Origin of the sequence: Agrococcus sp. SL85 (assembly GCF_026625845.1) — a bacterium.
Lineage (GTDB): Bacteria > Actinomycetota > Actinomycetes > Actinomycetales > Microbacteriaceae > Agrococcus.
This window is the reverse complement of the sequence record NZ_CP113066.1, coordinates 2,322,023-2,345,217: the sequence shown is the minus strand read 5'-3', so window position 1 is coordinate 2,345,217 and position 23,195 is coordinate 2,322,023. Positions and strand designations below refer to the sequence as shown.

Here is a 23,195-nt window from a genome sequence, read left to right as displayed (position 1 = left end):
GATCCCTCAGTAGGTGAGCAGCAGGTCCTCGAGCACGTCGGTGCCGAAGTCGAGGGCGTCGAGCGGCACCCGCTCGTCGACGCCGTGGAACATCGCGGCGAAGTCGAGGTCGGGCGTGAGCCTCAGGGGCGCGAAGCCGTAGCCGGCGATGCCGAGCTCCGAGAGCGCCTTGTTGTCGGTGCCCCCGGAGAGCATGTAGGGCAGCACGGGGGCCTCGGGGTCGTGGCGGCCGAGCGAGGCGGCCATCGCCTGCACGAGCGCCGTGTCGAAGGGCTGCTCGAGGCCGACGTCGCCGTGCACGAGCTCCACCTCGATGTCGTCGCCCACGAGCGCCCGGATGGCGTCGAGCGCCTCCTGCTCGCGGCCCGGCAGCGGGCGCACGTCGATGCGGGCCTCGGCGACCGAGGGGATGACGTTGTGCTTGTAGCCCGCCTCGAGCATCGTCGGGTTCGCCGTGTGGCGCAGGCTCGAGCGCAGGAAGCGCGCGATGGAGCCGGTGCGCTCGGCGACGGCGTCCGGGTCGGCGTCGTCCATGTCGAGCAGGCGCGCGATGCCGGCGACGAGCTCGCGGGTCGTGTCGGTGAGCTCCACCGGGAACTCGTGCTCCCCCACCGCCGCGACGGCGCGCGCGAGCTTCGTCACCGCGTTGTCGCGCATGCGCTGCGAGCCGTGGGCCGCGGTGCCGCGGGCGCGCAGGAGGATCCACTGCAGCGCCTTCTCGGCGGTCTGCAGCAGGTAGGCGCGCTGCCCGGCGATCTCGACGGAGTAGCCGCCGACCTCGCTGATGGCCTCGGTCGCGCCCTCGAAGAGCTCGGGGTGGTGCTGCACGAGCCAGTGCGCGCCGTAGAGGCCGCCCGCCTCCTCGTCGGCGAAGAAGGCGACGACGACGCCGCGGCGCGGGCGGCGGCCCGCGGCGAGGATGCGCTCGAGCGAGGCGAGGATCATCGCGTCCATGTCCTTCATGTCGACGGCGCCGCGGCCCCACAGCAGGCCGTCGCGCACCTCGCCCGCGAAGGGGTCGACGCTCCACTCGGCGGCGTCGGCCGGGACGACGTCGAGGTGGCCGTGCACGACGAGCCACGGGAGGCTCGTGTCCTCGCCCTCGATGCGCGCGACGACGCTCGCGCGGCCGGGCGCCGACTCGTAGGTCGTGCTCTCGACGCCCATGGAGGCGAGCACCTCGGTGACGTAGGCGGCGGCGTCGGCCTCGCCGTTCGAGCGGCCGCCGCCCCAGTTCTGGGTGTCGAAGCGGATGAGGTCCTGCGCGATCCTGGCGGTTCGGGAGAGGGCGTCGGTCACCACGCAAGGCTAGTCCTCCGCGCGCGCCCGGCCGGTCGCACGGGCCCTCCCCGGGCCGCGGTGCCGGCCGTCGGGAGCGCCGCCGCGCCGATGGTCGCCGGGTGGTCATCGAGGCCTCCGAGCCCGTGCTAGTGTTTCTTCTCGGCCCACCAAGTGGTCCGACACCTTGCGCGGGTGGCGGAAATGGCAGACGCGCTAGCTTGAGGTGCTAGTGCCCGTATTAGGGCGTGGGGGTTCAAGTCCCCCCTCGCGCACGAGTGAAGGCCCCGGAGCAGATGCTCCGGGGCCTTCGTCGTCCCCGGGTGCGCATGCGCATCGCGGCCCGCACCCCCCTCGCATCGATGTCCGTGGCCGGTGGCATCGTGCAGGCATGCACCCGGAGCCCGGCATCGATGCGGAGCACCTGATCGGTCTCGTCCGCTCGGGCGTGGTGCTGGATCCGAGCGGCGCGACGGCGAACGAGCTCGAGGCATCGCTCGCCGCGGCGGAGGCCGCCTGGTCGGAGCGGCTGCTCGCGCTGTCGCACGACGAGATCGGCGTGATCGCGGCATCGGGTGCGAACCTGCTGCCCGCTCCGGCCGTGCACGAACCGGTCGCCGTGGCCGATGCGCGCGCGGACGAGGCATTCGCGCGGCAGCTGCGGGCGCTCGACGCGCAGGCGGCGAGGATCGCGGGCCGACGGCGGGGGCTGCTGGCCGAGCACCTGCGGCGCGCCGCCGCTCGAGGCGGGGACGCGCGCGTGCAGGTGCGGGAGCTCGCGACGATCGCGGCTGCAGAGCTTCGGATCTCGGACCTCGCGATGGAGCGCTCGATGGACGAGGCCGTCACGAGCCTCGAGCAGCTGCCGCTCACCGACGCGGCCGCGAGCGAGGGCCGGATCGGCGCCGGGCACCTACGGGTCATCGACGCGGAGACGACCGCGCTGCGGCTCGATCCTGCCGCCTCGGCCACGACGATCCGCGACGTCGAGGCGCAGCTGGTCGCGATCGCCGAGCAGACGACGCCCGCGCGGCTGCGGCGGCGGGCGAGGCGGATCGTCGACGCAGCGCTGACCGCGCCGCTGCAGCAGCGGCATGATCGGGCGCGAGGAGCGGCACGTGCGGCTGCACGGGCTGCCCGACGGCATGTGCGAGCTCGTCGCCCGCCTCCCCGCGCTGCTCGGCGTGGCGATCCTCGACCGCCTGACGCAGGCCGCGAAGGCCGCCCCTGTCGACGACTCCCGCACGATCCACCAGCGGCGCGCCGACGCGGCCGCCGAGCTGCTGCTGTGCGGGCAGGCGCCCGACGACGCCGCGCTGGCGAACGCGATCGCACCGGTCCTGACCGTGATGATCCCCGCGACGGCGCTCACCGCCGACGAAGCCACGAGCGAGGGCCGCGAGCCCTGCGTGCTCGACGGGCGCTCGCTCGTCGACCCCGGGACCGCCCGCCGCCTCGCCGGCGGCGCGGGCGACTGGGAGCGGCTCTTCGTCTCCCCCGTCACCGGCCTCGCCGTCGCCACCGACCGCTACCGCCCCACCGCCGCACAGCGGCGCTGGCTCCGCGCGCGCGACGGTCGCTGCCGCTTCCCCGGCTGCAGCATGCCCGCCCACCGCGCCGACGCCGATCACACCCGCGATCACGCCCTGGGCGGCGCGACCGCGACCGCGAACCTGGCGCTCCTCTGCAGGCGCCACCACGTCATCAAGCACGCCACCCGCTGGCGGGTCAGGCAGAGCGTCCCGGGGGTCCTCGAACGGACCAGCCCCATCGGCACCCTCCACACCGACCGTCCGGACCCGGTGGCGCCGGGGCCGCGGTTCGCGGCTCCCCCCGGAGCTGACGGATCGGTGGGCAGCGCTGCCGCTCGTCGGGGCACCGCCCGGCGCCGTCCCGTGCTGACGTCGAGTCCGCGCGCGGCCGGCGCACAGGTGCCGCCGCACGGCCCCGGCTAGCGTCTGTCCCATGTCCGTCTTCGACAGCATCCGCTCCTCCGGCTTCCGCCGCGGCCCCTCGCGCCTGCTCGCGGGCATCTGCGGCGGCATCGCCGCCAAGCTCGGCGTCAGCCCGCTCATCGTGCGCATCGTCACGCTGCTGCTGTTCCTGCTGCCGGTCGTCGGCTGGGGCCTCTACCTCGTGCTCTGGGCGGTGACCCCGAACCAGTCGGGGTCCATCCCGCTCGAGCGGTGGCTCGGCCGCCGCTAGCAGGCACCTCGCGGCGGCTCGGCCGCCGCGAGCAGGCACCGCGCGGCGGCTCGGCCGCCTCTGGCCCTCGGCGCCCGCTGGCGGCATCTCGTCGCCCGCTGACGCCTTCGGCGCTGGCCGTACCCTGGCGCACGTGGTCGGATGAGCGCATGCGCGCCATCCTCGCCATCGACGTCCAGGAGTCCTTCCGCGCCCGCGCGGCGGAGTGGGCGGAGGTCTCGGCCCCCGACATCGCCGAGCGCGTGCAGCGCGTCGTCGACCACGGCCGCGCCTCGGGCGACGCGATCGTGTGGGTGCTGCACGAGGAGCCGGGCTCCGGCGGGCCCTTCGACGCGGCCTCGGGCCACGTCCGCCTGCAGCCGGGCGTCGCGCCGGCTGCGCACGACCTGCGGGTGACGAAGCGTGTCCACAGCGCCTTCGGAGGCACGGACCTCGACGCGCGCCTCCGGGCGCTCGGCGTCGACGAGGTCGTGGTGACGGGCATCCGCACCGAGCAGTGCTGCGAGACGACCGCGCGCGCCGCGAGCGACCTCGGGTACGCCGTCACCGTCGTCCTCGATGCGACGGCGACGCATCCCCACGCCGCCTGGGGCGGCGGCACGATCTCGGCAGCCGAGATCCAGCGCGCGACGGCGTCTGCCCTGCAGGACCGCTTCGCGACCGTCACGACGCTCGACGCCTTCCTCGCCTGACCCGGTCGCGCCGTCGCCGGAGGTGCCGAGCCGCCGCAGGTGCCTAGTCGCCCGACGTGCCCGTGTCGTCGCGCTTGCGCTCGCGCCGCAGCATGCTCGCGGGCGTCACCGCGGCGGCGCCGAAGCGGTCGTGCACCGCATCCATCGCCCGCTCGGTGCTCCCCCACGACTCGGCGTCGTCCCACAGCAGGCCGTGGTCGGCGGCGGCCTGCACGCCGCTCGCCCGCACCCCCACGAGCCGCACGGGCGGGATGGGCCCGAGCGCCTCGAGCAGCGACCACGCGGTCTCGACGATGACGCGCGTCACATCGGTGGCCTCGGGCAGCGTGCGCGAGCGCGTGATGGTGCGGAAGTCGTGGAAGCGCACCGTGAGGGTGATCGTGCGCCCCTGCACGCCGGCGTCGCGCAGGCGCCTGCCGACGCCCGTCGCGAGCCGCAGGAGCTCGCTCTGCAGCTCGGCGCGCTCGGTGACGTCGCGGAAGAACGTGTGGTTGTGGCCGAAGGACTGCTCGTGGCCGCGCTCCTGCGCCTCGCGCTCGACGACCGAGCGCGGGTCGCGCGCCCAGGCGAGCGCGTGCAGGTGCGCGCCGGTCGCCTCGCCGAACCAGGCCGACAGCCGCTCGCGGCTCGTCTGCGCGACGTCGCCGATCGTGCGCAGCCCGTAGCGGGCGAGCCGCTCCTGCTGCTTCGGCCCCACGCCCCACAGCGCAGAGACCGACTGCGGGTGCAGGAACGCGAGCACCTGGTCGTCGGGCACGACGAGCATCCCGTCGGGCTTCGCGCGCGAGGAGGCGAGCTTCGCGACGTACTTCGTGGAGGCGGCGCCGACGGAGGCGACGAGGCCCGTCTCCGCGCGCACGCGTGCGCGCAGCGCCGGCCCGATGCGGTTCGCACCCCCGGAGAGCCGGCGGACGCCCGCGATGCCGACGAAGGCCTCGTCGATGCCGAGCCGCTCGACCTCGGGCGAGACGTCGTCGAGGATGGCCATCACCTGCTTCGACAGCGCCGAGTAGCGGCGGAAGTCGGGCTCGAGGACGACGGCGGTCGGGCACAGCCGCAGCGCCTGCGCCATCGGCATGGCCGAGTGCACCCCGAACCGTCGCGCCTCGTAGGTCGCGGCCGTGACGACCGAGCGCGACGAGTCGTGCCCGATGACCACCGGCAGGCCCAGCAGATCGGGCCGCGAGAGCAGCGACGCCGAAGCGAAGAACGCATCGAGGTCGACGTGCAGGATCGTGGCCGTCGCGTCGTCGACCTCAGGCCCGGAGACGAGGCGATCCGACCCGTCCTGCTTGCTCACGACCCCATGCTGGCACGGCCCGCCCACACGCCGGGCGCGCTGGGCCGCACCCCGGTCCGGGGGTGCAGGATGGAGGCATGCAGCACGCCGGCATGGAGCACCCCTACTCGCGGTACGTCGCCCTCGGCGACAGCTTCACGGAGGGCGTGGGCGACGAGGAGCCCGACCTGCCCAACGGGGTGCGCGGCTGGGCCGACCGCGTGGCGGAGGAGCTCGCGCGCACCCGGCCCGACCTCGGCTACGCCAACCTCGCGATCCGCGGCCGCCTGCTCGGCCAGATCGTCGCCGAGCAGCTCGACGCCGCCATCGCGCTCGAGCCCGACCTCGTCACGATCTCGGCCGGCGGCAACGACCTCATCCGCCCCGGCGGCGACCCCGACGAGATCGCCGCGCGCCTCGACGGCGTCGTCGGGCGGCTGCGCGCGACGGGCGCCGACGTGGTGCTCTTCAACGGTCCCGACATCGCCATGACGCCCGTGCTCCGCGCGATCCGCGGCAAGGTCGGCATCTACAACGCGAACCTGTACGGCGTCGCGGCGAAGCACGGCGCGGTCATCGCCGACATGTGGTCGGCGCGCCAGCTGCAGCAGCCGCAGATGTGGGCGCCGGACCGCCTGCACTTCGCGCCGCTCGGCCACCACACGATCGCGATGCTCGTGCTCGACGCGCTGGGCGTGCAGCACTCGCTGCAGCCGATGGAGCCGGAGCCGCTCCCCCACCGCACCCGCCAGCAGCTGCGCATGGAGGACCTCCATTGGGCGCGCGAGCACCTCGCGCCCTGGGTGGTGCGGCGCATCCGCGGGCAGTCCTCGGGCGACACCATCCACCCGAAGCGCCCGACGCCCGGCCCCGTGCTGCCCTTCGAGCACCTCGACTAGCGGCGCCTCGACGGGCGGGCCGCGGCGAGCTGCGCCTGGGCGGCCGGGTCAGCCGACCCGGTACCAGCCGAGCACCTCGGCGGGGTGCGCGAGCCGCCACTGGAGGCTCGGACCCTCGAGGATGCCGGAGGTGCGCACGGGCGTCGCGACGCGCGCGCCGTCCTGCCCGGCGAACCAGGCCTCGCCGACGTCGCGGCGGGGCGCGTCGACCGCGACGGAGCCCACCTCCGCGCTCGCCGCCGGCACGATGTCGCCGAAGGTCTCGAGCGCGAGCTCCTCGGTCGTGGTCGCGACGACCGTCTCGCCCCACGGCGCCCGATGCTCGGCGACGGCCGTGCCCGCGGGCAGCACCGTGCGCTCGCCGAAGTCGTCCCACAGCGAGTCGACGAGGGCGAGCATCTGCGCGTCGATGTCGTCGGCGGTGATCGTGCCCATGACGATCGCGACGACGCGCTGCTCCCTGCCGTCGACGTCGCGCACGGCGGTCGCGAAGAGGTTGCGGCCCCACACCCGCAGGGTGCCGGTCTTGCCGCCGTCGACGTCGCCCTCGCCGAGGATCCGGTTCGTGTTCGGCGCGGAGCCGATGCCCGGGATGCGGACCGACTCGAGCTGGAGGGTCGCGAGGATCACGGGATCGGTCACGGCGAGCAGCGCGACCTGCGTGAGGTCTGCAGCGCTCGAGACGCTCGCGGCATCGAGCCCCGCCGGGTCGGCGAGGTCGGTCTGCGGCAGGCCGTGCTCGGCGGCGTAGGCGTCGGCCGCGGCGAGGAAGGCGTCGATCGAGCCGAAGGCCCAGTGCGCGAGCGACCACGCGGCGTTGCCGGCCGAGTCGACGAGCGACCACTCGATGAGGTCGCGCTGCGTCACGACCATGCCCTCGTAGACGGGCGCGATCGGCGCGTTGTCGGCGAGCGCGGCGCCGACGGCGTTCACGTCGGCGCGCCCCATCGTGATCGACGCGCCCCGGTCGTCGCCCGCGATCGGATGCGCGTCGAGCACGACGAGCACGGTGACGAGCTTCGTCACGCTCGCCATCGGGTGCGCGCCTTCGCTGCCGACGTGCCGCGCGGAGCCCTCCGCCCCGACGACGGCGTAGCCGGCCGCGCGCGCGGTCTCGGGCCATGCCACCGAGGGCTCGGGCGCCTCGGGCTCGGCGATGGGCAGCGCGGTCGCCTCGACGGGCGGCGCGGGCGCGAACGCGACGGCGGTGGCCGCGACCACCGCAAGGGCGAGGCCGAGGGCGACGAGCGAGCGCAGCAGCACGACGCCCCACGGCGGGCGCTGCGCGCGCTGGGTGGCGGCGGTGACGGTCACGCGTCGGCCCGCGGTCGATCCGTGCCGCGTAGGGCCCACATCGCCACCGCCGCGGCGGCGGCGACGTTGAGCGAGTCGACGCCGTGGAGCATCGGGATCGTCACGACCCGGTCGGCGGCGGCGAGCGCGCGAGGATCGAGCCCCGGCCCCTCGGAGCCGAGCAGCAGCGCGACGCGCTCCGGCGGCGCGGCGGCGTACTCGGCGAGGTCCACCGCGTCGTCGCGGAGCGCGAGCGCGGCCACCTCGAAGCCCGCCGCGTGGAGCAGCGGCATGGCCTCCGGGATGGCGGGGATGCGGGTCCACGGCACCTGCAGCACCGTGCCCATCGACACGCGCACGCTGCGGCGGTAGAGCGGGTCGGCGCTCGTGGGCGTGACGAGCACCGCGTCGGCGCCGATGCCTGCCGCCGAGCGGAACGCGGCGCCGACGTTCGTGTGGTCGACGAGGCCGTCGAGGATGACGACGCGCCGCGCGCCGTCGAGGAGCGCCGCGGGATCGGGCAGCTCGGGCCGCTGCATGGCGGCGAGCGCGCCGCGGTGCAGGTGGAAGCCCGTGAGGGCCTCGAGCACGGGCTCCTCGCCGACGAAGACGGGCACGGCCGCGCCGTCGACCTCGGAGGCCGCGAGCACCGCCTCCACCTGCGGCAGCCAGCGGGGCGCCACGAGCACGCTCCTCGGCCGGTGCCCGGCGCGCAGCGCACGCTCGAGCACGGTCTGCGACTCGGCGATGTACAGGCCCCGCTCGGGCTCGGCCCTGCGGCGCAGCGCCACGTCGGTGAGCCCCACGTAGTCCTCGAGCCGGGGGTCGTCGAGCGAGTCGATCGCGATGATCGGCATCCGGACCCCTTCCCGCCGGAGTCGATGGTAGCGGCGGATAGGCTGGGCGACGTGCTCGACGCAGCCATCGACCTCCTCCGCGGCAAGCGCGTGGCCGTGCTCACGGGGGCGGGCATCTCGACCGACTCGGGCATCCCGGACTACCGCGGCGAGGGCGCGCCCGCGCGCACCCCGATGGTGTTCGACACCTTCCGCGCGAGCGAGGATGCGCGCCGCCGCTACTGGGCGGGCAGCCACCTGGGCTGGCGCCGCTTCACCTCGGTGCACCCGAACGACGGGCACCGCGCGCTCGCGCGCCTCGAGGAGGCCGGGCTCATCACGGGCATCGCGACGCAGAACGTCGACGACCTGCACGAGCGCGCCGGCAGCAGCGCGGTCACGCACGTGCACGGGCAGATGCACACGGTGACGTGCCTCACGTGCGCGACGACCTTCGACCGTGAGCGGATCGCCGCCGAGATCGAGCGGCGGAACCCCTGGATCGTGATCCCCGAGCAGGTGCGCCTGCAGCCCGACGGCGACGTCGAGATCGACGCCTCGCAGGACTTCCACGTGCCGCCCTGCCCCGTCTGCGGCGGGGTGCTGAAGCCGGACGTCGTGTTCTTCGGCGAGATCGTGCCGCCGGCGGTGTTCGCGGCGGCGCGCGAGGTCATCGATCGCGGCGAGGCGGTGCTCGTCGCGGGATCGTCGCTCGTCGTGAACTCCGGCACGAGGCTGCTGGAGGTGGCGCGCCGCAAGGCCGTGCCGATCGTGATCATCAACCGCGGTCCCACCCGCTGGGACGCGCGGGCCGCGGTGCGCGTCGAGGGCGGCACGAGCGAGCTGCTCACCGAGCTCGCCGACGCGCTCATCGCGCCCTTCTAGCCTCCGCCGCCCGAGGAGCGCGCGACCGCCGGTCGCCCGCGTCACGAGTCCCGCGTCAGCGCCTCGCGCTCGCCACGACCCGCTCGAGGAACGCCGCGAGCCGCGCGCCGGACTCCGCCCACGACCATCGCGCCGCGTGCGCGAGCGAGGCGCGCGAGCGCTCGGCCCACTCCCCCTCGAGGCCGCGCACCGCATCCGCCAGCGCCGCCGCGTCGCCCACCGGGAAGTAGCGGGCCGCCTCGCCGCCGACCTCGCGGAAGACGGTCGTGTCGGCGACCACCGCGGGCACGCCGAGGCTCATCGCCTCGAGGATCGGGATGCCGAAGCCCTCGTCGCGCGAGGCGTGCACGAAGGCCGTCGCCGAGCGGAGGAGCTCGACGTAGTCGCCGTCCGAGATGCCGTCGTGGAAGACGAGGCGCGCCCCCGCTGCGAGCGACTCGAGCCGCGCGCGCTCGGCGGGATCGACGCGGCTGCACAGGTGCAGCTCGTGGTCGGGCAGCAGCGCTGCGGCGCGCACGAGCGTGTCGACGTCCTTGTACGGCATGAACGAGCCCATGTAGACGAGCCGTCGCGTCGGGGGCGCCTCGTGCGCGACGGGCTCGCCGAGGTCGGCGGCCGCGTTCGGCACGACCGCCACGGGCCGCTTCGTCAAGCGGTGCTCCGCGATGAGGGCCCGCGTGGTCTCGGAGACCGTCACGACGCCATCGGCGCCGTCGAGCAGCAGCCGCTGGGGCCCGTAGGAGAGGTGGTAGAGCCGCCAGAGCGCGCGCACGGGCGCGGGCAGGTCGCGCGGCGGCGTCGGGTGGCGGTAGTAGATGAGGTCGTGCACGGTGGTCACGAGCGGCCAGCGCCTGCCGAGCGCGCCGATCGTCTGCATGGGCGAGAACGCGACGTCGACGTCCAGCCCGCGCAGGCGCCAGGATGCGAGCGGCTCGAGCGGTCCGGTCGGCGAGGGGCCGAGCACGTGCGGGAGGTCCGGCAGCATCCCCAGCTGCCGCGCGTCGCTCACGAGCATGGTCACCTCGTGATGCGCCGCGAGCGCGCGCACGAGCTCCGCCGAGTAGCGCGAGATGCCGTCGTGGCGGCCGATCCGCACGTAGCGGCAGTCGAAGAGCACCCTCACGCGGCGTCCTCCGCGGCGCCGCGCGCCAGCGGCTCCGCGAGGAAGCGGCGGATCACGGCGGCGGCCTCGCGCGGCCGCTCGTAGTGCACGAGGTGGCCGACGCCCGTGAGCACCGAGAGCCGGGCGTCCGGGAACGCGCCGCGCAGCCGGTGCTGGTGCGCGAGGGGCGTGATGTCGTCGCGATCGGCGGCGATGAGCTGCACGGGCCTGCGGATGGTGCCCGCGACCTCCCCCACCGTGTGCCGGATCGAGGTGTCGAAGGCCTCGAGCACCGCCTGCCGCGAGGCGTAGCGCGAGAAGTAGCGGTCGTGCTGGTCGTGGATCCAGGCGCGGAGCGCCCGGTCGCGCGTCTTCGCCATGTACGCGCTCATGCCGCGCACGATCGGCGGTGCGCCGAGCAGCGCGAGGCCCGCGCGCTCCGGCAGGGCCGCGGCGGCTCGGTAGTAGCCGAGCGCCGCGAGCGAGCCGAGCCGGCTGCCGCCCTCGAGCGCGGGGGTCGCGATGGGGTTCACGAGCACGATGCGGCTCGCGTCGAGGCCGCGCGCGGCGGCGTGGGCGACGACGATCGAGCCGAAGGAGTGGCCGAGCACCGCCGCGCCGGGGGCGACCTCGGCCACGAGCGCGACGAGCCAGTCGGCGTAGGCCTCGATCGTGCCGTGCGGCAGGGCCGCGGAGGCGCCGAAGCCCGGGAGGTCGGGGAGGATCGAGCGCACGCCCGGCAGGTGCGCCGCGATGGGCTCGAGGCCGTGGTGGTCGCCGCGGAACCCGTGCACGAGCACGAGCGGCGGCGCCTCGGGTGCGCCGTGCTCGACGATCGCGGTCGCGACGCCTGCGGCCTCGACGCGCGACTCGCGCCGCGGCAGCGCGGCCAGGAGGTCGGCGTAGGGCGAGGGCGTCGGCACCCGCCGAGCCTACCGGCGCGCGTGGGCGGCCGCGGCTACCCTCGGGGCATGGCCGAGACGACGCTCCACCGCCCGATCCTCGAGGTCAGCCCCGAGGCCCCGGATCGCTGGATCGACCGGCTCGTCGTGTTCGACCTCGAGACCACGGGCGTCGACCCGCGCGAGGCGCGCATCGTCACCGCCTACGTCGGTGTGCTCGACGCCGCGGGCGAGGTCCTCGAGGAGCGCCACTGGCTCGCCGACCCGGGGGTCGAGATCCCCGAGGGCTCGATCGCGGTCCACGGCATCACCACCGAGCGCGCCCGCGCCGAGGGGCGTCCGGCCTCGGAGGTCGTGGCCGAGATCCGCGACGTCCTGGCGGGCCACCTGGCCGCGGGCCTCGCGGTCTGCGCCTTCAATGCCGCCTACGACGTCTCGCTCCTCGCGGCCGAGTGCGCGCGGCACGCGCTCGAGCCGGTCGTGGTGCGCCCCGTCGTCGACCCGCTCGTGCTCGACAAGCGGGTCGACCGCTTCCGCAGGGGCAAGCGCACCCTCGGGGTCGTCGCCGAGCACTACGGCGTGCAGCTCGTCGACGCGCACGACGCCTCGGGCGATGCGATCGCCGCGGGCCGCGTCGCGCAGGCGATGGCGGCCCGCTACGAGGAGCTGCGCATCGATCCGATCTCGCTCCACGAGCGCACCGAGCGCTGGGCCGACGAGCAGGCGGCCGACTTCGAGGAGTTCCGGCGTCGCACCGATCCCTCGTTCACCGCCGGCCGGGGATGGCCGCTGCGCGCCTGAGCGGCCTGGCACCGGCACCCGGACCGGGGACGACGGAGGGGGCGGCGAGCAGATGCTCGCCGCCCCCTCCGGACGCTGCGGGTCGGCTCAGCCGCCGAAGCCCTTGTAGCGGTTCTTGAACTTCTCGACGCGACCGGCCGAGTCCATGATGCGCTGCTTGCCCGTGTAGAACGGGTGCGAGGCCGACGAGATCTCGACGTCGATGACGGGGTAGGTCTCGCCGTCGAGCTCGATCGTCTTCTCGCTCGTGATCGTCGAACGCGTGAGGAACGTCTCGCCCGAGGCGAGGTCGCGGAACACGATCGGCTGGTAGTCGGGGTGGATCTCGGTCTTCATGGTCGTCCTAAGTCGCTCGAGCGAGGGAAGTCTGGAATTCGGCCGCGCGGGCCGACATACGAATGTACCAGGTGGCGGGGCGTCGGGCCAGCGTCACCGCGCCGCGCGCGCCGTCCAGCGGCCGTCCTCCTGGTGCGCGCGCAGCGGCGTGCCGAAGGTCGCCGTGAGGTTGTCGTCGGTGAGCGCCTCGGCGAGCGGACCCGCGGCGACGACGCGGCCCTCGGCGAGGAGCATGCCGTGCGTGAAGCCCGGCGGGATCTCCTCGACGTGGTGCGTGACCATGACGATCGCGGGCGCGAGCGGGCTCGAGGCGTACTCCTCGAGCGACTCGAGCAGCGACTCGCGCGCGCCGAGGTCGAGGCTGCCGGCCGGCTCGTCGAGCAGCATCAGCTCGGGGTCGGTCATGACGGCGCGAGCGATCTGCACGCGCTTGCGCTCGCCGTCGGAGAGGGTGCCGAAGGTGCGGGTGGAGAGCCCCGTGAGGTCCCACGCATCCATGACCTCGGCGGCGCGCTCGAGGTCGAGCGACTCGTAGCCCTCGCGCCAGCGGCCCGTCACGGCGTACGCGGCCGTGAGGATGACGTCGCCCACGCGCTCCTGCGCGGGGATGCGGCGCGCGAGCGCCGTCGCGGCGAGGCCGATGCGGGTGCGCAGCTCGAACACGTCGACGCGGCCGAGCCGCTCCCCCAGCACCTCCACGGTGCCGCTCGAGGGGTGCGTCGCCGCGGCCGCGAGCTGCAGGATCGTCGACTTGCCGGCGCCGTTCGGGCCGAGGATGACCCATCGGTCGGCCTCGTCGACCGACCAGGTGATCGAGTCGAGGATGCGGTTGCCGTCGCGGACGAACGAGACGTCGGTGAGCTCGAGGACCTGGGCCATGCCACGACCCTATCGACGCGGGGACGCCCCTCAGCGCGCGGCGCGCTCGGCGACGACCTGCTCGTACACCTCGAGCGTGCGCTCGGCGATGCGGCCCCAGTCGAAGTGCGTGCGCGCGCGCTCGCGGCCCGCCTGTCCCATGCGGCGCGCGGCCGCGGGGTCGGCGAGCACGCGCGTGAGCGCGGCCGCGAGGTCGGCCTCGTAGCGCTGGGGATCGGTGGGGCGGCCCGTACCGTCCTGCACCTGGTCGATCGGCACGAGCACGCCCGTGACGCCGTCCTCGATCACCTCGGGGATGCCGCCGGTGGCGCTGCCGACGACGGCCGCGCCGCACGCCATCGCCTCGAGGTTCACGATGCCGAGCGGCTCGTAGACGCTCGGGCAGACGAAGGTCGTCGCGTGGGTGAGGAGCGAGCGCAGGTCCTCGCGCGGCAGCACGCGGTCGATCCAGACCACCCCGTCGCGCTCGGCGCGCAGCTCCTCGACGAGGCCGCGCACCTCGGCCATGATCTCCGGCGTGTCGGGCGCGCCGGCGCACAGCACGAGCTGCGCCTCGGGCGGCAGCTGCCGCGCGGCCCGCAGCAGGTGCGGGAGGCCCTTCTGCCGCGTGATGCGGCCGACGAAGACCACCGAGGGGCGGTCGGGGTCGAGGCCGAGCTCGCGGGCGCGGTCGGCGTCGGGGTTCGGCGCCCAGTCCTCGAGGTCGATGCCGTTGACGATCGTCACGACCTTCTCGGGGTCGAGCGAGGGGTAGCTGCGCAGGATGTCGGCGCGCATGCCGTCGGAGACGGCGATGACGCGGTCGGCGGCCTCGTAGGCGCGCCGCTCGATGTCGCTCGAGATCGCGTAGCCGCCGCCCAGCTGCTCGGCCTTCCACGGGCGCAGCGGCTCGAGCGAGTGCGCGGTGACCACGTGCGGGATGCCGTGCAGCTCCTGCGCGAGGCGCCCCGCCTCGTTCGCGTACCAGGTGTGGGAGTGCACGACGTCGGCGCCCGCGACGGCGTCGGCGATCTGCAGGTCGACCGCGATCGTCTGCAGCGCGCCGTTCGCCTCGGCGAGCTCCGCCGGCACGTCGTAGGCCGTGACGTCGGCCTCCTCGCGCGGCGCGCCGAAGCAGCGCACCTGCACCTCGGCCGAGCGCCGCAGCGCTCGCACGAGCTCGGTGACGTGGACGCCGGCGCCGCCGTAGATCGCGGGCGGGTACTCCTTGGTGATGAGGTCGACTCGCACGGCTCGAGACTAGCCCCGCGACTCCCTGCGCCACATGCATGCCGTGCCCAGCCCTCCGCCCCTAGGGTTGGGGCATGGACACGGCGCGCCGCATCGACAAGAAGGTCTTCGGCATCGTGCTGGCGGGCGGCGAGGGGAAGCGGCTCATGCCGCTCACCGCGGATCGGGCCAAGCCCGCCGTGCCGTTCGGCGGCGCGTACCGGCTGATCGACTTCGCGATCTCGAACCTCATCAACTCCGGGCTCCGCCAGATCGTGGTGCTCACGCAGTACAAGTCGCACTCGCTCGACCGCCACATCTCGCAGGTGTGGCGCATGTCGAACATGCTGAACTCCTACGTCACCTCGGTGCCGGCGCAGCAGCGCACGGGCAAGTCGTGGTTCGCGGGCTCCGCCGACGCGATCTACCAGTCGCTCAACCTCATCGTCGATGAGAAGCCCGACATCGTCGTCGTCGTGGGCGCCGACCACGTCTACCGCATGGACTTCTCGGACATGATCCACGCGCACATCGCCTCGGGCCGCAAGGCGACGGTCGCGGGCATCCGCCAGCCGATCGAGCTCGCCAACCAGTTCGGCGTCATCGAGTCCGAGGACGACGGTGCCATCAAGGCCTTCCACGAGAAGCCCGCCGACGCCGAGCCCTTCGCCGTCGGCCCGGGCGAGATCCTCGCCTCGATGGGCAACTACGTCTTCGACGCCGACGCGCTCGTCGACTCGGTCACGAAGGACAACGCGATCGAGGGCTCCGACCACGACATGGGCGGCGACATCATCCCCTGGTTCGTGGAGCGCGGCGAGGCCGGCGTCTACGACCTCAAGGAGAACACCGTGCCCGGCGCGACCGAGCGCGACAAGTACTACTGGCGCGACGTGGGCACGATCGAGTCGTTCTTCGACGCCCACATGGACCTCATCTCGGCGCTGCCGATCTTCAACCTCTACAACCGCGACTGGCCGATCTACACGCAGCAGGTGAACATGCCGCCGGCGAAGTTCACGCGCGACGCGTGGGGGCGCGCGGCCGACGTCAACGAGGCGATCGTGGGCGCGGGCTCCGTGGTGCAGGGCGCCTCCGTGGTGCGCAGCGTCGTGGCGCCGTGGTGCACGATCGATGCGGGCGCGACCGTCTCCGACGCCATCCTGTTCGATCAGGTGAAGGTGGGCGCGGGTGCCGTCGTGCGCCGCGCCATCGTCGACAAGGACGTCGAGATCGGCCCGAACGTCTCGGTGGGCGTCGACCACGAGCAGGACCGCGCGCGCGGCCTCTCCGTCTCGGCCTCCGGCATCGTCACGGTGCCCAAGGGCACGAAGCTCGACGCGTGAGCGTCCTCGTCGTCACCGACGTCGACTCGACCCTCATCCGCGATGAGGTGATCGAGCTGCTCGCCCGTGCCGTCGGCCCGGATGCGGAGCGGCACGTCGCGGCCGTCACCGAGCGCGCGATGCGCGGCGAGCTCGACTTCGCGGCCTCGCTCGCCGAGCGCCTGCGGATCCTCGAGGGGCTGCCCTCGAGCGTCGTCGACGACGCGCGCGCCGCGGTCACCGTCACCGACGGCGTGCCGGAGCTCGTGGCCGCGGTGCACGCGCTCGGCGGCACGGTCGCGGCGGTGTCCGGCGGCTTCCACGAGGTGCTCGACCCGCTCGCCGCCGAGCTCGGCATCGACCACGCCCGGGCGAACCGGCTCGAGGTGGTCGACGGCCGCCTGACGGGGCGCTCGGTGGGCCCCGTCATCGACGGCGCCGCGAAGCGCGACACGCTCGAGTCGCTGCGGCTGAACCTCGGCATCCCGCGCGAGCGCATCATGGCGGTCGGCGACGGCGCGAACGACCTGCTCATGATGGAGGTCGCGGGCATCTCGGTGGCCTTCTGCGCGAAGCCGCTCGTGCGCGAACGCGCCACGCACGTCGTCGACGTGCCCGACTTCCGCGAGCTCATCCCGCTGCTGCCCGCCGCATGACGCGCATCGCCGTCGTCTCCGACATGCACGGCAACCTCTCGGCCTTCGAGGCCGTGCTCGCCGACGCGCGCGCGCGCGACGTCAACGCGATCTGGTGCGGCGGCGACCTCGTGGGCAAGGGGCCGCGAGGCCGCGCGGTCGTCGAGCTCGCGCGCGAGGCGTGCGAGGTGACGGTGCGGGGCAACTGGGACGAGGTGGTCGCCCATCCCGCCGCGGCGCCGTGGCAGACCTCCGAGTGGTACCGCGACGAGCTCGGCGACGAGGCGATCGCGTGGCTCGCGGCGCTGCCCTTCCATCACGACGCGGTGCTGGGCGGTGCCGTCGTGCGCCTCTTCCACGCGTCGGCGGCCTCCGTCCACCACCGCGTGCGCTGGGGCGCCGGGGACGACGACTTCGACGCGATGTTCGCCGCGGGTGCGGGCACGGGGCCGGTGCCGGATGCCGACGTGGTCGTCTACGGCGACCTGCACGACCAGTTCCTCGACATCCGCCGCGGTCGCCGGCTCGTGAACTGCGGCAGCGCCGGCAACGCGCTCGACGGCGACACGAGCGCGGCCTACGTGCTGCTCGAGGCGGCGGACGACCTCCCTCCCGCCATCGCCTTCCACCGCGTCGCCTACGACGTCGAGGCGGAGATCGCCGTCGCCCGCGCGATGGTCAGCCCGATGCTGGAGCACTGGATCGCAGAGCTCACCGACGGCCGCCACCGCTCTCGCCTCTCCGCTCCCTGACGCCCTCGACGCGGACGGCTCAGGGCTCAGGGCTCAGGGCTCACGGCTCAGGCCTCACGGCTCAGGGCTCACGGCTCAGGGCTCAGGGCTCAGGGCTCGAGGAGGGCGCGGAGGCGGGCGAGGTCCGCGGCGACCGCCGCGGCGTCGGCCTCGAAGGCCTCGGACGTGACGCCGTCGAGGCGGCGGAGCGTGAAGACGACCTCGGCGCCGTGCGGATGCGGCAGCACCCGGAGCGGGTTCAGCACGACCGCGCCGCCCGGCAGCTCGACCGCGTGGTCGAGCACGCCCAGGTCGTTCGCGGGCGCGAACCGCACCCGCACCTCCCCCATCGGCGAGTCGACGACGAGCACGCCAGGGTCCGCGGGGTCGGGGCGCGGGTGGCCCGCCGCGAGGCCCGCCGCCCACTCGGCGAGGTGCTCGCGCGCGAAGGCCGCGACCGTCGCGGGCTCTCGGCGGACGACGACGCCCAGGTGGCGGGACTCCATCCGGAGGCTCCGCGCCTCGGGCCTAGTGGCCCATGCCGAGGCCGCCGTCGACGGGGATCACGGCGCCCGAGATGTAGGCCGCCTCGTCGGAGGCGATCCAGCGGACCACGCCTGCGACCTCGTCCGCGGTCGCGTAGCGGCCGGCCGGGATGGCCTTGCGGTACTCGGCCTGGGTGCTCTCGTCGAGCTCGGCCGTCATGTCGGTCTCGATGAAGCCGGGGGCGACGACGTTCGCGGTGATGCCGCGCGCGCCGAGCTCGCGCGTGATCGAGCGGGCGATGCCGACGAGGCCCGCCTTCGACGCCGCGTAGTTCACCTGGCCGGGACCGCCGTAGAGGCCCACGACCGACGAGATCAGCACGACGCGGCCCCACTTGGCGCGGAGCATGCCCTTCGAGGCGCGTTGCACGACGCGGAACGCGCCCGTGAGGTTCGTGTCGACGACCTCGGCGAAGTCCTGCTCGCCCATGCGCATGAGCAGCGTGTCGCGGGTGATGCCGGCGTTCGCGATCACGACCTCCACCGGGCCGAGCTCGGTCTCGATGCGCGTGAACGCCGCGTCGATCGAGGCGCTGTCGGTCACGTCGGCCGCGACGGCGAGCGCGCCCTCGGGGCCCTCGCCGTTCCGCGAGGTGATCGCGACGCGGTGCCCCGCGTCGAGGAAGGCCTGGGCGATCGCGCGGCCGATGCCGCGGTTGCCGCCGGTGACGAGCACGGTGCGAGGGGTCATGCCTCCGAGCCTAGACGGGGCCATAGGCTGCGCAGGGCGTGCGGGCGTACCATGGTGAGAGCCATGCGAGCCCGGACCGCGTCGATCACCGACCTCCCGATGTCTCCCGATGAGGAGCGCCAGAGGCGATTCCGGACGTACCTCTGGATGATGGTCGTGCGCGTCCTGTGCCTGGTCGTCTTCTTCATCGTGCCCGACTGGTGGAAGCTCGTCCCGGCGCTCGGCGCCATCTTCATCCCGTACTTCGCGGTCGTCATGGCCAGTCAGACCGTGCACCACGACGTCGAGCATCGCGAGGTGCCGAACGCCCTCCCCGCGTCGCCGACGCAGCGCCCCGTGCCGCCGACCGTCGACCCCGGACCGCGATGAGCCTGCTCGGCATGCTCGGCGGCGCGGCCGGCGCCGTGTGCTCCTCGACCGGCTGCGCCGCGGACGCGGCGCACGCCGTGCACTGGCGCAACCCCCGCATCCACGGGCCGGAGCGGGTGAAGACCTGGGCGGCCTGCCCCGAGCACCGCGACGCGCTCGCCGCGTGGCTCGGCTCGCGCGGCTTCCCCGTGCGCGTGACCGCCTTCGGCGAGACGGTGGAGCGGGTCGCCTGATGCTGCGCCTGCTGCGCGAGCCCCGGTGGCTCGGCTACCTCGGCATGGCCGTCGCCTTCGCGGTCGTGTGCTGCGCGCTCGGCATGTGGCAGTGGCACCGCCGCGAGGAGGCGCTCGGCGCGATCGCGCGCCTCGACGGCAACTACGACCGCTCCCCCGTCGCCCTCGCCGAGGCCCTGCCTGCGCTCGACGCCTACGAGCAGCCGCAGCAGTGGACCCCGGTCGAGGTGACGGGCGAGTACCTCGTCGACGAGACGCTGCTGCTGCGCGGCCGGGTGCGCGGCGGCGACGTCGGCTTCGACGTGGTGGTGCCCTTCCGCACGACCGACGGCGCCGTCCTCGTCGTGGACCGGGGCTGGATCCGGCAGGGACCGGGCGCCGAGCGGCCCGTCACGGAGCCCGTGACGCCGGAGGGCGAGCTGACGATCGTCGCGCGCCTGCGCCCCGACGAGGGCGACATCGCCGGGCGCGGAGCGCCCGAGGGGCAGATCGCATCGGTGAACCTCGCGACGATCGCCGCGGACCTCGGCGAGCCCACCTACACGGGCGCCTACGGCCTCCTCGCCGAGGAGGCCGGCGGCGCCCCCGCCGACGTCGCGCTCGCGACGCGGCCCGTGCTCGACGAGGGCCCGCACCTGTCGTACACGCTGCAGTGGTTCGTCTTCGCCGCGGGCGGCTTCGGCGCCCTCGTGTGGGCGATGCGGCAGGAGGCGCGCGGCGAGCCGGGCGTGCGGCCCGCCCGGAGGCGCGGCTCGGACGCCGACGTCGAGGACGAGATCCTCGACCGCGCCTAGCGCCCGCGAGGCTCCTCGGGCCGCAGCGGGATCGCAGCGGTGCGCACCGCGGGCGCGTGCCACCGCAGCAGCTCGCTCGCGATGCGGAGCGCGGTGACGCCCAGCGCGATGAGGCCGAGGACCACCCAGTTGCCGGCGCCGAGCGTGCCTGCGACGGCGGCGCCCGCGGCGCCGAGCAGCGCCGGCACGAGGTAGAGGCGCGAGTCGCGGCGGAAGACCGCGGGCAGGTCGTTCGCGAGCGCGTCGCGCAGGATGCCGCCGCCGATGCCCGTGAGCATGCCGACGAAGGCGGCGCCCACGGGGCCGACGCCGAGCTCGAGGCCCTTCGCCGTGCCCTCGACGGCGAAGATGCCGAGCCCGACGGCGTCGAAGACGAGCACGGGACGGTCGAGTCGGTCCATCCAGCGGTGCAGGAGGAAGACGAGCAGCGCGCCGACGAGCGCGACGAGCAGCATCCACCAGTCGACGAGGGCCGCGACGGGGGTCGCGCCGATGAGCAGGTCGCGCAGCATGCCGCCGCCCGTGGCCGTGACGATCGCGAGCCCCGCCATGCCGACGATGTCCATGCGCTTCTGCAGCGCGAGGAGCGCGCCCGAGATCGCGAAGGCGAGCACGCCGAGGGCGACGAAGGCGTCGTGCGCGACGAGCCACGCGCCGGTCAGGGGCTCCACGGCTCCATCCTCCCCCGCGCCCGGCCCGCTAGGCCAGGCCGATGAGGTCGAGGTACTCGGGGTTCCAGAGGTCCTCGGTGCCGTCGGGCATGATGAGCACCCGCTCGGGGTCGAGCGCCTCGACGGCGCCCTCGTCGTGGCTGACGAGGATGACGGCGCCCTCGTAGGCGCCGAGCGCGCCGAGGATCTCCTCGCGGCTCGCAGGGTCGAGGTTGTTCGTGGGCTCGTCGAGCAGCAGCACGTTCGCGCTCGAGACGACGAGCATCGCGAGCGAGAGGCGGGTCTTCTCGCCGCCCGAGAGCACGCGCGCGGGCTTGTCGGCGTCGTCGCCCGTGAAGAGGAACGAGCCGAGCACGCGGCGCGCCTCGGTGGAGGTGATGTCGGGCGAGGCCGAGAGCATGTTCGCGAGCACCGAGCGCTCCACGTCGAGGGTCTCGTGCTCCTGCGCGTAGTAGCCGACGCGCAGGCCGTGGCCGCGCTCGATGCCGCCGGTGTCGCTCTCGGAGACGCCCGCGAGGATGCGCAGGAGCGTCGTCTTGCCCGCGCCGTTGAGGCCCAGGATCACGACGCGCGAGCCGCGGTCGATCGCGATGTCCACGGCCGTGAAGATCTCGAGCGAGCCGTACGACTTCGACAGGTCGTGCGCCATGATCGGCGTCTTGCCGACCGGTGCGGGCTTCGGGAAGCGCAGCTTCGCGACCTTGTCGACGGCGCGCTCCTCCTCGAGCCCCGAGCGCATCCGCTCGGCGCGCTTCGCCATCTGCTTCGAGGCGACGGCCTTCGACGCCTTCGCGCCCATCTTCGCCGCCTGCAGCTCGAGCTGGCTCGCGGCCTTCTCGACGTTCGCGCGCTCGCGCTTGCGGCGCTCGGCATCGGCCTCGCGCTGGCGCAGGTAGTGCTTCCAGCCCATGTTGTAGACGTCGATGACCTGGCGGTTCGCGTCAAGGTAGAAGACGCGGTTCACGGTCTCCTCCACGAGCTCGACGTCGTGGCTGATGACGAGGAGGCCCCCCTGGTAGCCCTTGAGGAACTCGCGCAGCCACACGACCGAGTCGGCGTCGAGGTGGTTGGTGGGCTCGTCGAGGATCATCGTCTCGGCGCCCGAGAAGAGGATGCGGGCGAGCTCGATGCGGCGGCGCTGGCCGCCCGAGAGCGTCTCGAGCGGCTGGTCGAGGATGCGCTCGGGCAGTTGCAGGTTGCCGGCGATCGCGGCGCCCTCCGCCTCGGCCGCGTAGCCGCCGAGCGCGAGGAAGCGGTCCTCGAGGCGGCCGTAGCGGCGCATGGCCTCGTCGGCGGCGGCGCCGCCCTCGCCCATCGCCATCGTCGCCTCGCGCATGCCCTCGACGAGCTCGCCGAGCCCGCGGGCGTCGAGGATGCGGCGGCGCGCCGTCTGCTTCGGGTCGCCCGAGCGGGGATCCTGCGGCAGGTAGCCGATCTCGCCCGTGCGCGTGATCGTGCCGGTGAAGTCGTGGCCGTCGCGGTCGTCGCTCACGCCCGCGAGCACCTTCGTCATCGTCGTCTTGCCGGCGCCGTTGCGCCCGACGAGGCCGATCTTGTCGCCCTTGTCGATGCGGAACGCGACCTCGGTCATGAGGGTGCGCGGGCCCACGGAGAGCTCGAAGTCGCGCACGTCGATCATGGCCGGATCCCGTCGGTCGTCGGTGGAGGGTGGTCGGGCGAGCAGCCCAGCCCTCCATGCTACCGGCGCGACGACGCCCCGGCGCGCGGCCGGGGCGTCGTGGTCCTGCTCAGCGCCAGGCGGCCGTGAGCGCCCCGATCTGCTCGGTGAGCGCCGCCTGCAGCAGCGGGCCGTAGGAGATGCGGCGGACACCCGCTGCCCGGTTGGCCGCGAGGTCGCCGAGGATCGTGCCCTGCACGGGGTGCGCGGTGGCGTTGACCGGGAGCGAGACCGCCGCGAGCACCTCCCGCAGCGCCTCGGCGGTCGGCGGCTTCACGGGGTAGAGGGCGCGGGCCCCGGCCTCCTCGAGCAGCCGCAGGCGCAGCAGCACCTGCTCGGTCGGGTCGGCGCCGTGCAGCTCGGGCCGCGCCCACGCGTCGGTGCGGGCGTTGATGACGACGTCGACGCCGGAGGCGTCCGCGGCGGCGCGGAGGCCCGCGACGTAGTCGGCGTGCTCCTGCGGCTCGCGCATCCTGCCCTCGGCATGCACGGTGTCCTCGACGTTGAGCCCGACGGCGCCCGCGGCGAGCAGGCGGTCGATCAGCTCGTCGGGGCTCGCGCCGTAGCCGGACTCGAGGTCGGCGCTCACGGGCACGTCGACCGAGCGCACGATGCGCGCGATGCCGGCGAGCGCGGTGTCGAGGCTCATCGCCTCGCCATCGGCCTCGCCGAGCGAGTCGGCCAGCGGGTGGCTGCCGACGGTGAGGGCCGAGAAGCCCGCATCGACGAGGGCGCGCGCCGACCAGGCGTCCCACGCGGTCGGGAGCACGGCGAGGTCGTCGTGGAGGGCGAGGAGGGCGGAGGCCTTCGAGGCCAGGTCGGTGGAGTGCTGATCGCTCATGCCCCGACGCTACGCGCGCCCTCCCGTCGGCGGCTGAGCGTCGCGGGCGCCGGATGCCGGAGCGGGGCGCGGCGTGCCCCTAGGCT

General features: G+C 74.4%; 26 protein-coding genes and 1 tRNA gene. 13 read left to right on the top strand and 14 right to left on the bottom strand.

The features are described 5' to 3' along the window. Nucleotides 1-6: 6 nt before the first annotated feature. Nucleotides 7-1,299: a M20/M25/M40 family metallo-hydrolase gene (locus OVA14_RS11645; RefSeq protein ID WP_267504006.1), complete on the bottom strand. Its 1,293-nt coding sequence runs from the start codon at nucleotides 1,297-1,299 to the stop codon at nucleotides 7-9. Between the two features lie 168 nt (nucleotides 1,300-1,467). On the opposite strand from OVA14_RS11645, the gene OVA14_RS11640 reads away from it, so the two are divergent. The 4 genes from OVA14_RS11640 to OVA14_RS11625 all read left to right on the top strand — a co-directional run bounded on the left by OVA14_RS11640 (nucleotide 1,468) and on the right by OVA14_RS11625 (nucleotide 4,175). Then, nucleotides 1,468-1,553, top strand: a tRNA-Leu gene (locus OVA14_RS11640). An 843-nt stretch (nucleotides 1,554-2,396) separates the two neighbouring features. Continuing rightward, nucleotides 2,397-3,233: an HNH endonuclease signature motif containing protein gene (locus OVA14_RS11635; RefSeq protein ID WP_267504005.1), complete on the top strand. Its 837-nt coding sequence runs from the start codon at nucleotides 2,397-2,399 to the stop codon at nucleotides 3,231-3,233. A gap of 10 nt (nucleotides 3,234-3,243) precedes the next feature. Continuing rightward, on the top strand, nucleotides 3,244-3,483 hold the full coding sequence (locus OVA14_RS11630) for a PspC domain-containing protein (protein WP_267504004.1): 240 nt from the start codon (nucleotides 3,244-3,246) through the stop codon (nucleotides 3,481-3,483). Between the two features lie 149 nt (nucleotides 3,484-3,632). Continuing rightward, entirely contained in the window at nucleotides 3,633-4,175 is a 543-nt protein-coding gene (locus OVA14_RS11625; protein ID WP_267504003.1) for an isochorismatase family protein, read from the top strand. Between the two features lie 43 nt (nucleotides 4,176-4,218). Here OVA14_RS11625 and dinB read toward each other — a convergent pair whose 3' ends face one another. Beyond that, nucleotides 4,219-5,475: a DNA polymerase IV gene (gene dinB / locus OVA14_RS11620; RefSeq protein ID WP_267504002.1), complete on the bottom strand. Its 1,257-nt coding sequence runs from the start codon at nucleotides 5,473-5,475 to the stop codon at nucleotides 4,219-4,221. Nucleotides 5,476-5,552: 77 nt separating this feature from the next. Between dinB and OVA14_RS11615 the strand changes: the two genes are divergently transcribed. Beyond that, nucleotides 5,553-6,353 (top strand): SGNH/GDSL hydrolase family protein, encoded by an 801-nt coding sequence (locus OVA14_RS11615; RefSeq protein ID WP_267504001.1) that lies wholly within the window; start codon nucleotides 5,553-5,555, stop codon nucleotides 6,351-6,353. A gap of 48 nt (nucleotides 6,354-6,401) precedes the next feature. Here OVA14_RS11615 and OVA14_RS11610 read toward each other — a convergent pair whose 3' ends face one another. Both OVA14_RS11610 and OVA14_RS11605 read right to left on the bottom strand, forming a co-directional pair. Next, nucleotides 6,402-7,667 carry a hypothetical protein gene (locus OVA14_RS11610; protein WP_267504000.1) on the bottom strand — a complete coding sequence of 422 codons (1,266 nt, stop codon included), beginning with the start codon at nucleotides 7,665-7,667 and terminating at the stop codon, nucleotides 6,402-6,404. Continuing rightward, on the bottom strand, nucleotides 7,664-8,503 hold the full coding sequence (locus OVA14_RS11605) for a TrmH family RNA methyltransferase (RefSeq protein ID WP_267503999.1): 840 nt from the start codon (nucleotides 8,501-8,503) through the stop codon (nucleotides 7,664-7,666). Before OVA14_RS11605 ends, OVA14_RS11610 begins: the two co-directional genes overlap by 4 nt. A gap of 24 nt (nucleotides 8,504-8,527) precedes the next feature. Between OVA14_RS11605 and OVA14_RS11600 the strand changes: the two genes are divergently transcribed. Beyond that, nucleotides 8,528-9,367 carry a Sir2 family NAD-dependent protein deacetylase gene (locus OVA14_RS11600; RefSeq protein ID WP_267503998.1) on the top strand — a complete coding sequence of 280 codons (840 nt, stop codon included), beginning with the start codon at nucleotides 8,528-8,530 and terminating at the stop codon, nucleotides 9,365-9,367. Nucleotides 9,368-9,422: 55 nt separating this feature from the next. Here the strand turns inward: OVA14_RS11600 and OVA14_RS11595 are convergent, their stop codons facing one another. Both OVA14_RS11595 and OVA14_RS11590 read right to left on the bottom strand, forming a co-directional pair. Beyond that, on the bottom strand, nucleotides 9,423-10,490 hold the full coding sequence (locus OVA14_RS11595; protein ID WP_267503997.1) for a glycosyltransferase family 4 protein: 1,068 nt from the start codon (nucleotides 10,488-10,490) through the stop codon (nucleotides 9,423-9,425). Then, nucleotides 10,487-11,392 carry an alpha/beta fold hydrolase gene (locus OVA14_RS11590; RefSeq protein WP_267503996.1) on the bottom strand — a complete coding sequence of 302 codons (906 nt, stop codon included), beginning with the start codon at nucleotides 11,390-11,392 and terminating at the stop codon, nucleotides 10,487-10,489. Before OVA14_RS11590 ends, OVA14_RS11595 begins: the two co-directional genes overlap by 4 nt. A 48-nt stretch (nucleotides 11,393-11,440) precedes the next feature. On the opposite strand from OVA14_RS11590, the gene OVA14_RS11585 reads away from it, so the two are divergent. Next, nucleotides 11,441-12,172, top strand: a complete 732-nt coding sequence (locus OVA14_RS11585; protein ID WP_267503995.1) for an exonuclease domain-containing protein — start codon at nucleotides 11,441-11,443, stop codon at nucleotides 12,170-12,172. An 87-nt stretch (nucleotides 12,173-12,259) separates the two neighbouring features. Here the strand turns inward: OVA14_RS11585 and OVA14_RS11580 are convergent, their stop codons facing one another. The 3 genes from OVA14_RS11580 to glgA form a co-directional block, all read right to left on the bottom strand. Continuing rightward, a complete protein-coding gene (locus OVA14_RS11580; RefSeq protein ID WP_267503994.1) occupies nucleotides 12,260-12,508 on the bottom strand; it encodes a type B 50S ribosomal protein L31 in 249 nt (82 codons plus the stop codon). A gap of 93 nt (nucleotides 12,509-12,601) precedes the next feature. Further along, complete coding sequence (locus tag OVA14_RS11575; RefSeq protein ID WP_267503993.1) at nucleotides 12,602-13,387, bottom strand: ABC transporter ATP-binding protein; 786 nt, start codon at nucleotides 13,385-13,387, stop codon at nucleotides 12,602-12,604. Nucleotides 13,388-13,417: 30 nt separating this feature from the next. Further along, nucleotides 13,418-14,617 carry a glycogen synthase gene (glgA, locus tag OVA14_RS11570; protein ID WP_267503992.1) on the bottom strand — a complete coding sequence of 400 codons (1,200 nt, stop codon included), beginning with the start codon at nucleotides 14,615-14,617 and terminating at the stop codon, nucleotides 13,418-13,420. A gap of 74 nt (nucleotides 14,618-14,691) precedes the next feature. On the opposite strand from glgA, the gene glgC reads away from it, so the two are divergent. Genes glgC through OVA14_RS11555 form a run of 3 tightly spaced genes read left to right on the top strand, consistent with a single transcriptional unit; the run spans nucleotide 14,692 to nucleotide 17,308 of the window. Continuing rightward, nucleotides 14,692-15,942 (top strand): glucose-1-phosphate adenylyltransferase, encoded by a 1,251-nt coding sequence (gene glgC, locus OVA14_RS11565; RefSeq protein WP_267503991.1) that lies wholly within the window; start codon nucleotides 14,692-14,694, stop codon nucleotides 15,940-15,942. Continuing rightward, a complete protein-coding gene (serB, locus tag OVA14_RS11560) occupies nucleotides 15,939-16,577 on the top strand; it encodes a phosphoserine phosphatase SerB (RefSeq protein WP_267503990.1) in 639 nt (212 codons plus the stop codon). The genes glgC and serB overlap by 4 nt, the downstream gene beginning before the upstream one ends. Continuing rightward, nucleotides 16,574-17,308: a metallophosphoesterase family protein gene (locus tag OVA14_RS11555; protein ID WP_267503989.1), complete on the top strand. Its 735-nt coding sequence runs from the start codon at nucleotides 16,574-16,576 to the stop codon at nucleotides 17,306-17,308. The genes serB and OVA14_RS11555 overlap by 4 nt, the downstream gene beginning before the upstream one ends. A gap of 89 nt (nucleotides 17,309-17,397) precedes the next feature. Here OVA14_RS11555 and OVA14_RS11550 read toward each other — a convergent pair whose 3' ends face one another. Beyond that, nucleotides 17,398-17,793 (bottom strand): SRPBCC family protein, encoded by a 396-nt coding sequence (locus OVA14_RS11550; RefSeq protein WP_267503988.1) that lies wholly within the window; start codon nucleotides 17,791-17,793, stop codon nucleotides 17,398-17,400. A gap of 22 nt (nucleotides 17,794-17,815) precedes the next feature. Continuing rightward, nucleotides 17,816-18,523, bottom strand: coding sequence for a 3-oxoacyl-ACP reductase FabG (fabG, locus tag OVA14_RS11545; protein ID WP_267503987.1), 708 nt, complete (start codon nucleotides 18,521-18,523; stop codon nucleotides 17,816-17,818). A gap of 51 nt (nucleotides 18,524-18,574) precedes the next feature. On the opposite strand from fabG, the gene OVA14_RS11540 reads away from it, so the two are divergent. From OVA14_RS11540 to OVA14_RS11530, 3 genes are read left to right on the top strand one after another with little or no spacing between them, the layout of a single operon-like run. Continuing rightward, on the top strand, nucleotides 18,575-18,892 hold the full coding sequence (locus OVA14_RS11540; protein ID WP_324288009.1) for a DUF3099 domain-containing protein: 318 nt from the start codon (nucleotides 18,575-18,577) through the stop codon (nucleotides 18,890-18,892). Further along, nucleotides 18,889-19,125: a hypothetical protein gene (locus OVA14_RS11535; RefSeq protein WP_267503985.1), complete on the top strand. Its 237-nt coding sequence runs from the start codon at nucleotides 18,889-18,891 to the stop codon at nucleotides 19,123-19,125. The genes OVA14_RS11540 and OVA14_RS11535 overlap by 4 nt, the downstream gene beginning before the upstream one ends. Then, complete coding sequence (locus OVA14_RS11530) at nucleotides 19,125-19,919, top strand: SURF1 family protein (protein ID WP_267503984.1); 795 nt, start codon at nucleotides 19,125-19,127, stop codon at nucleotides 19,917-19,919. The genes OVA14_RS11535 and OVA14_RS11530 overlap by 1 nt, the downstream gene beginning before the upstream one ends. On the opposite strand, the gene OVA14_RS11525 is transcribed toward OVA14_RS11530, so the two are convergent. From OVA14_RS11525 to OVA14_RS11515, 3 genes are all read right to left on the bottom strand, one after another. Beyond that, the gene (locus OVA14_RS11525) at nucleotides 19,916-20,590 is read right to left on the bottom strand and encodes a trimeric intracellular cation channel family protein (RefSeq protein ID WP_267503983.1); all 675 of its coding nucleotides are present in this window, start codon (nucleotides 20,588-20,590) and stop codon (nucleotides 19,916-19,918) included. The two genes, OVA14_RS11530 and OVA14_RS11525, sit on opposite strands and share 4 nt — an antisense overlap. A gap of 28 nt (nucleotides 20,591-20,618) precedes the next feature. Next, on the bottom strand, nucleotides 20,619-22,229 hold the full coding sequence (locus OVA14_RS11520) for an ABC-F family ATP-binding cassette domain-containing protein (RefSeq protein WP_324288008.1): 1,611 nt from the start codon (nucleotides 22,227-22,229) through the stop codon (nucleotides 20,619-20,621). A gap of 109 nt (nucleotides 22,230-22,338) precedes the next feature. Further along, a complete protein-coding gene (locus OVA14_RS11515; protein WP_267503982.1) occupies nucleotides 22,339-23,109 on the bottom strand; it encodes an isocitrate lyase/PEP mutase family protein in 771 nt (256 codons plus the stop codon). Nucleotides 23,110-23,195 lie beyond the last annotated feature (86 nt).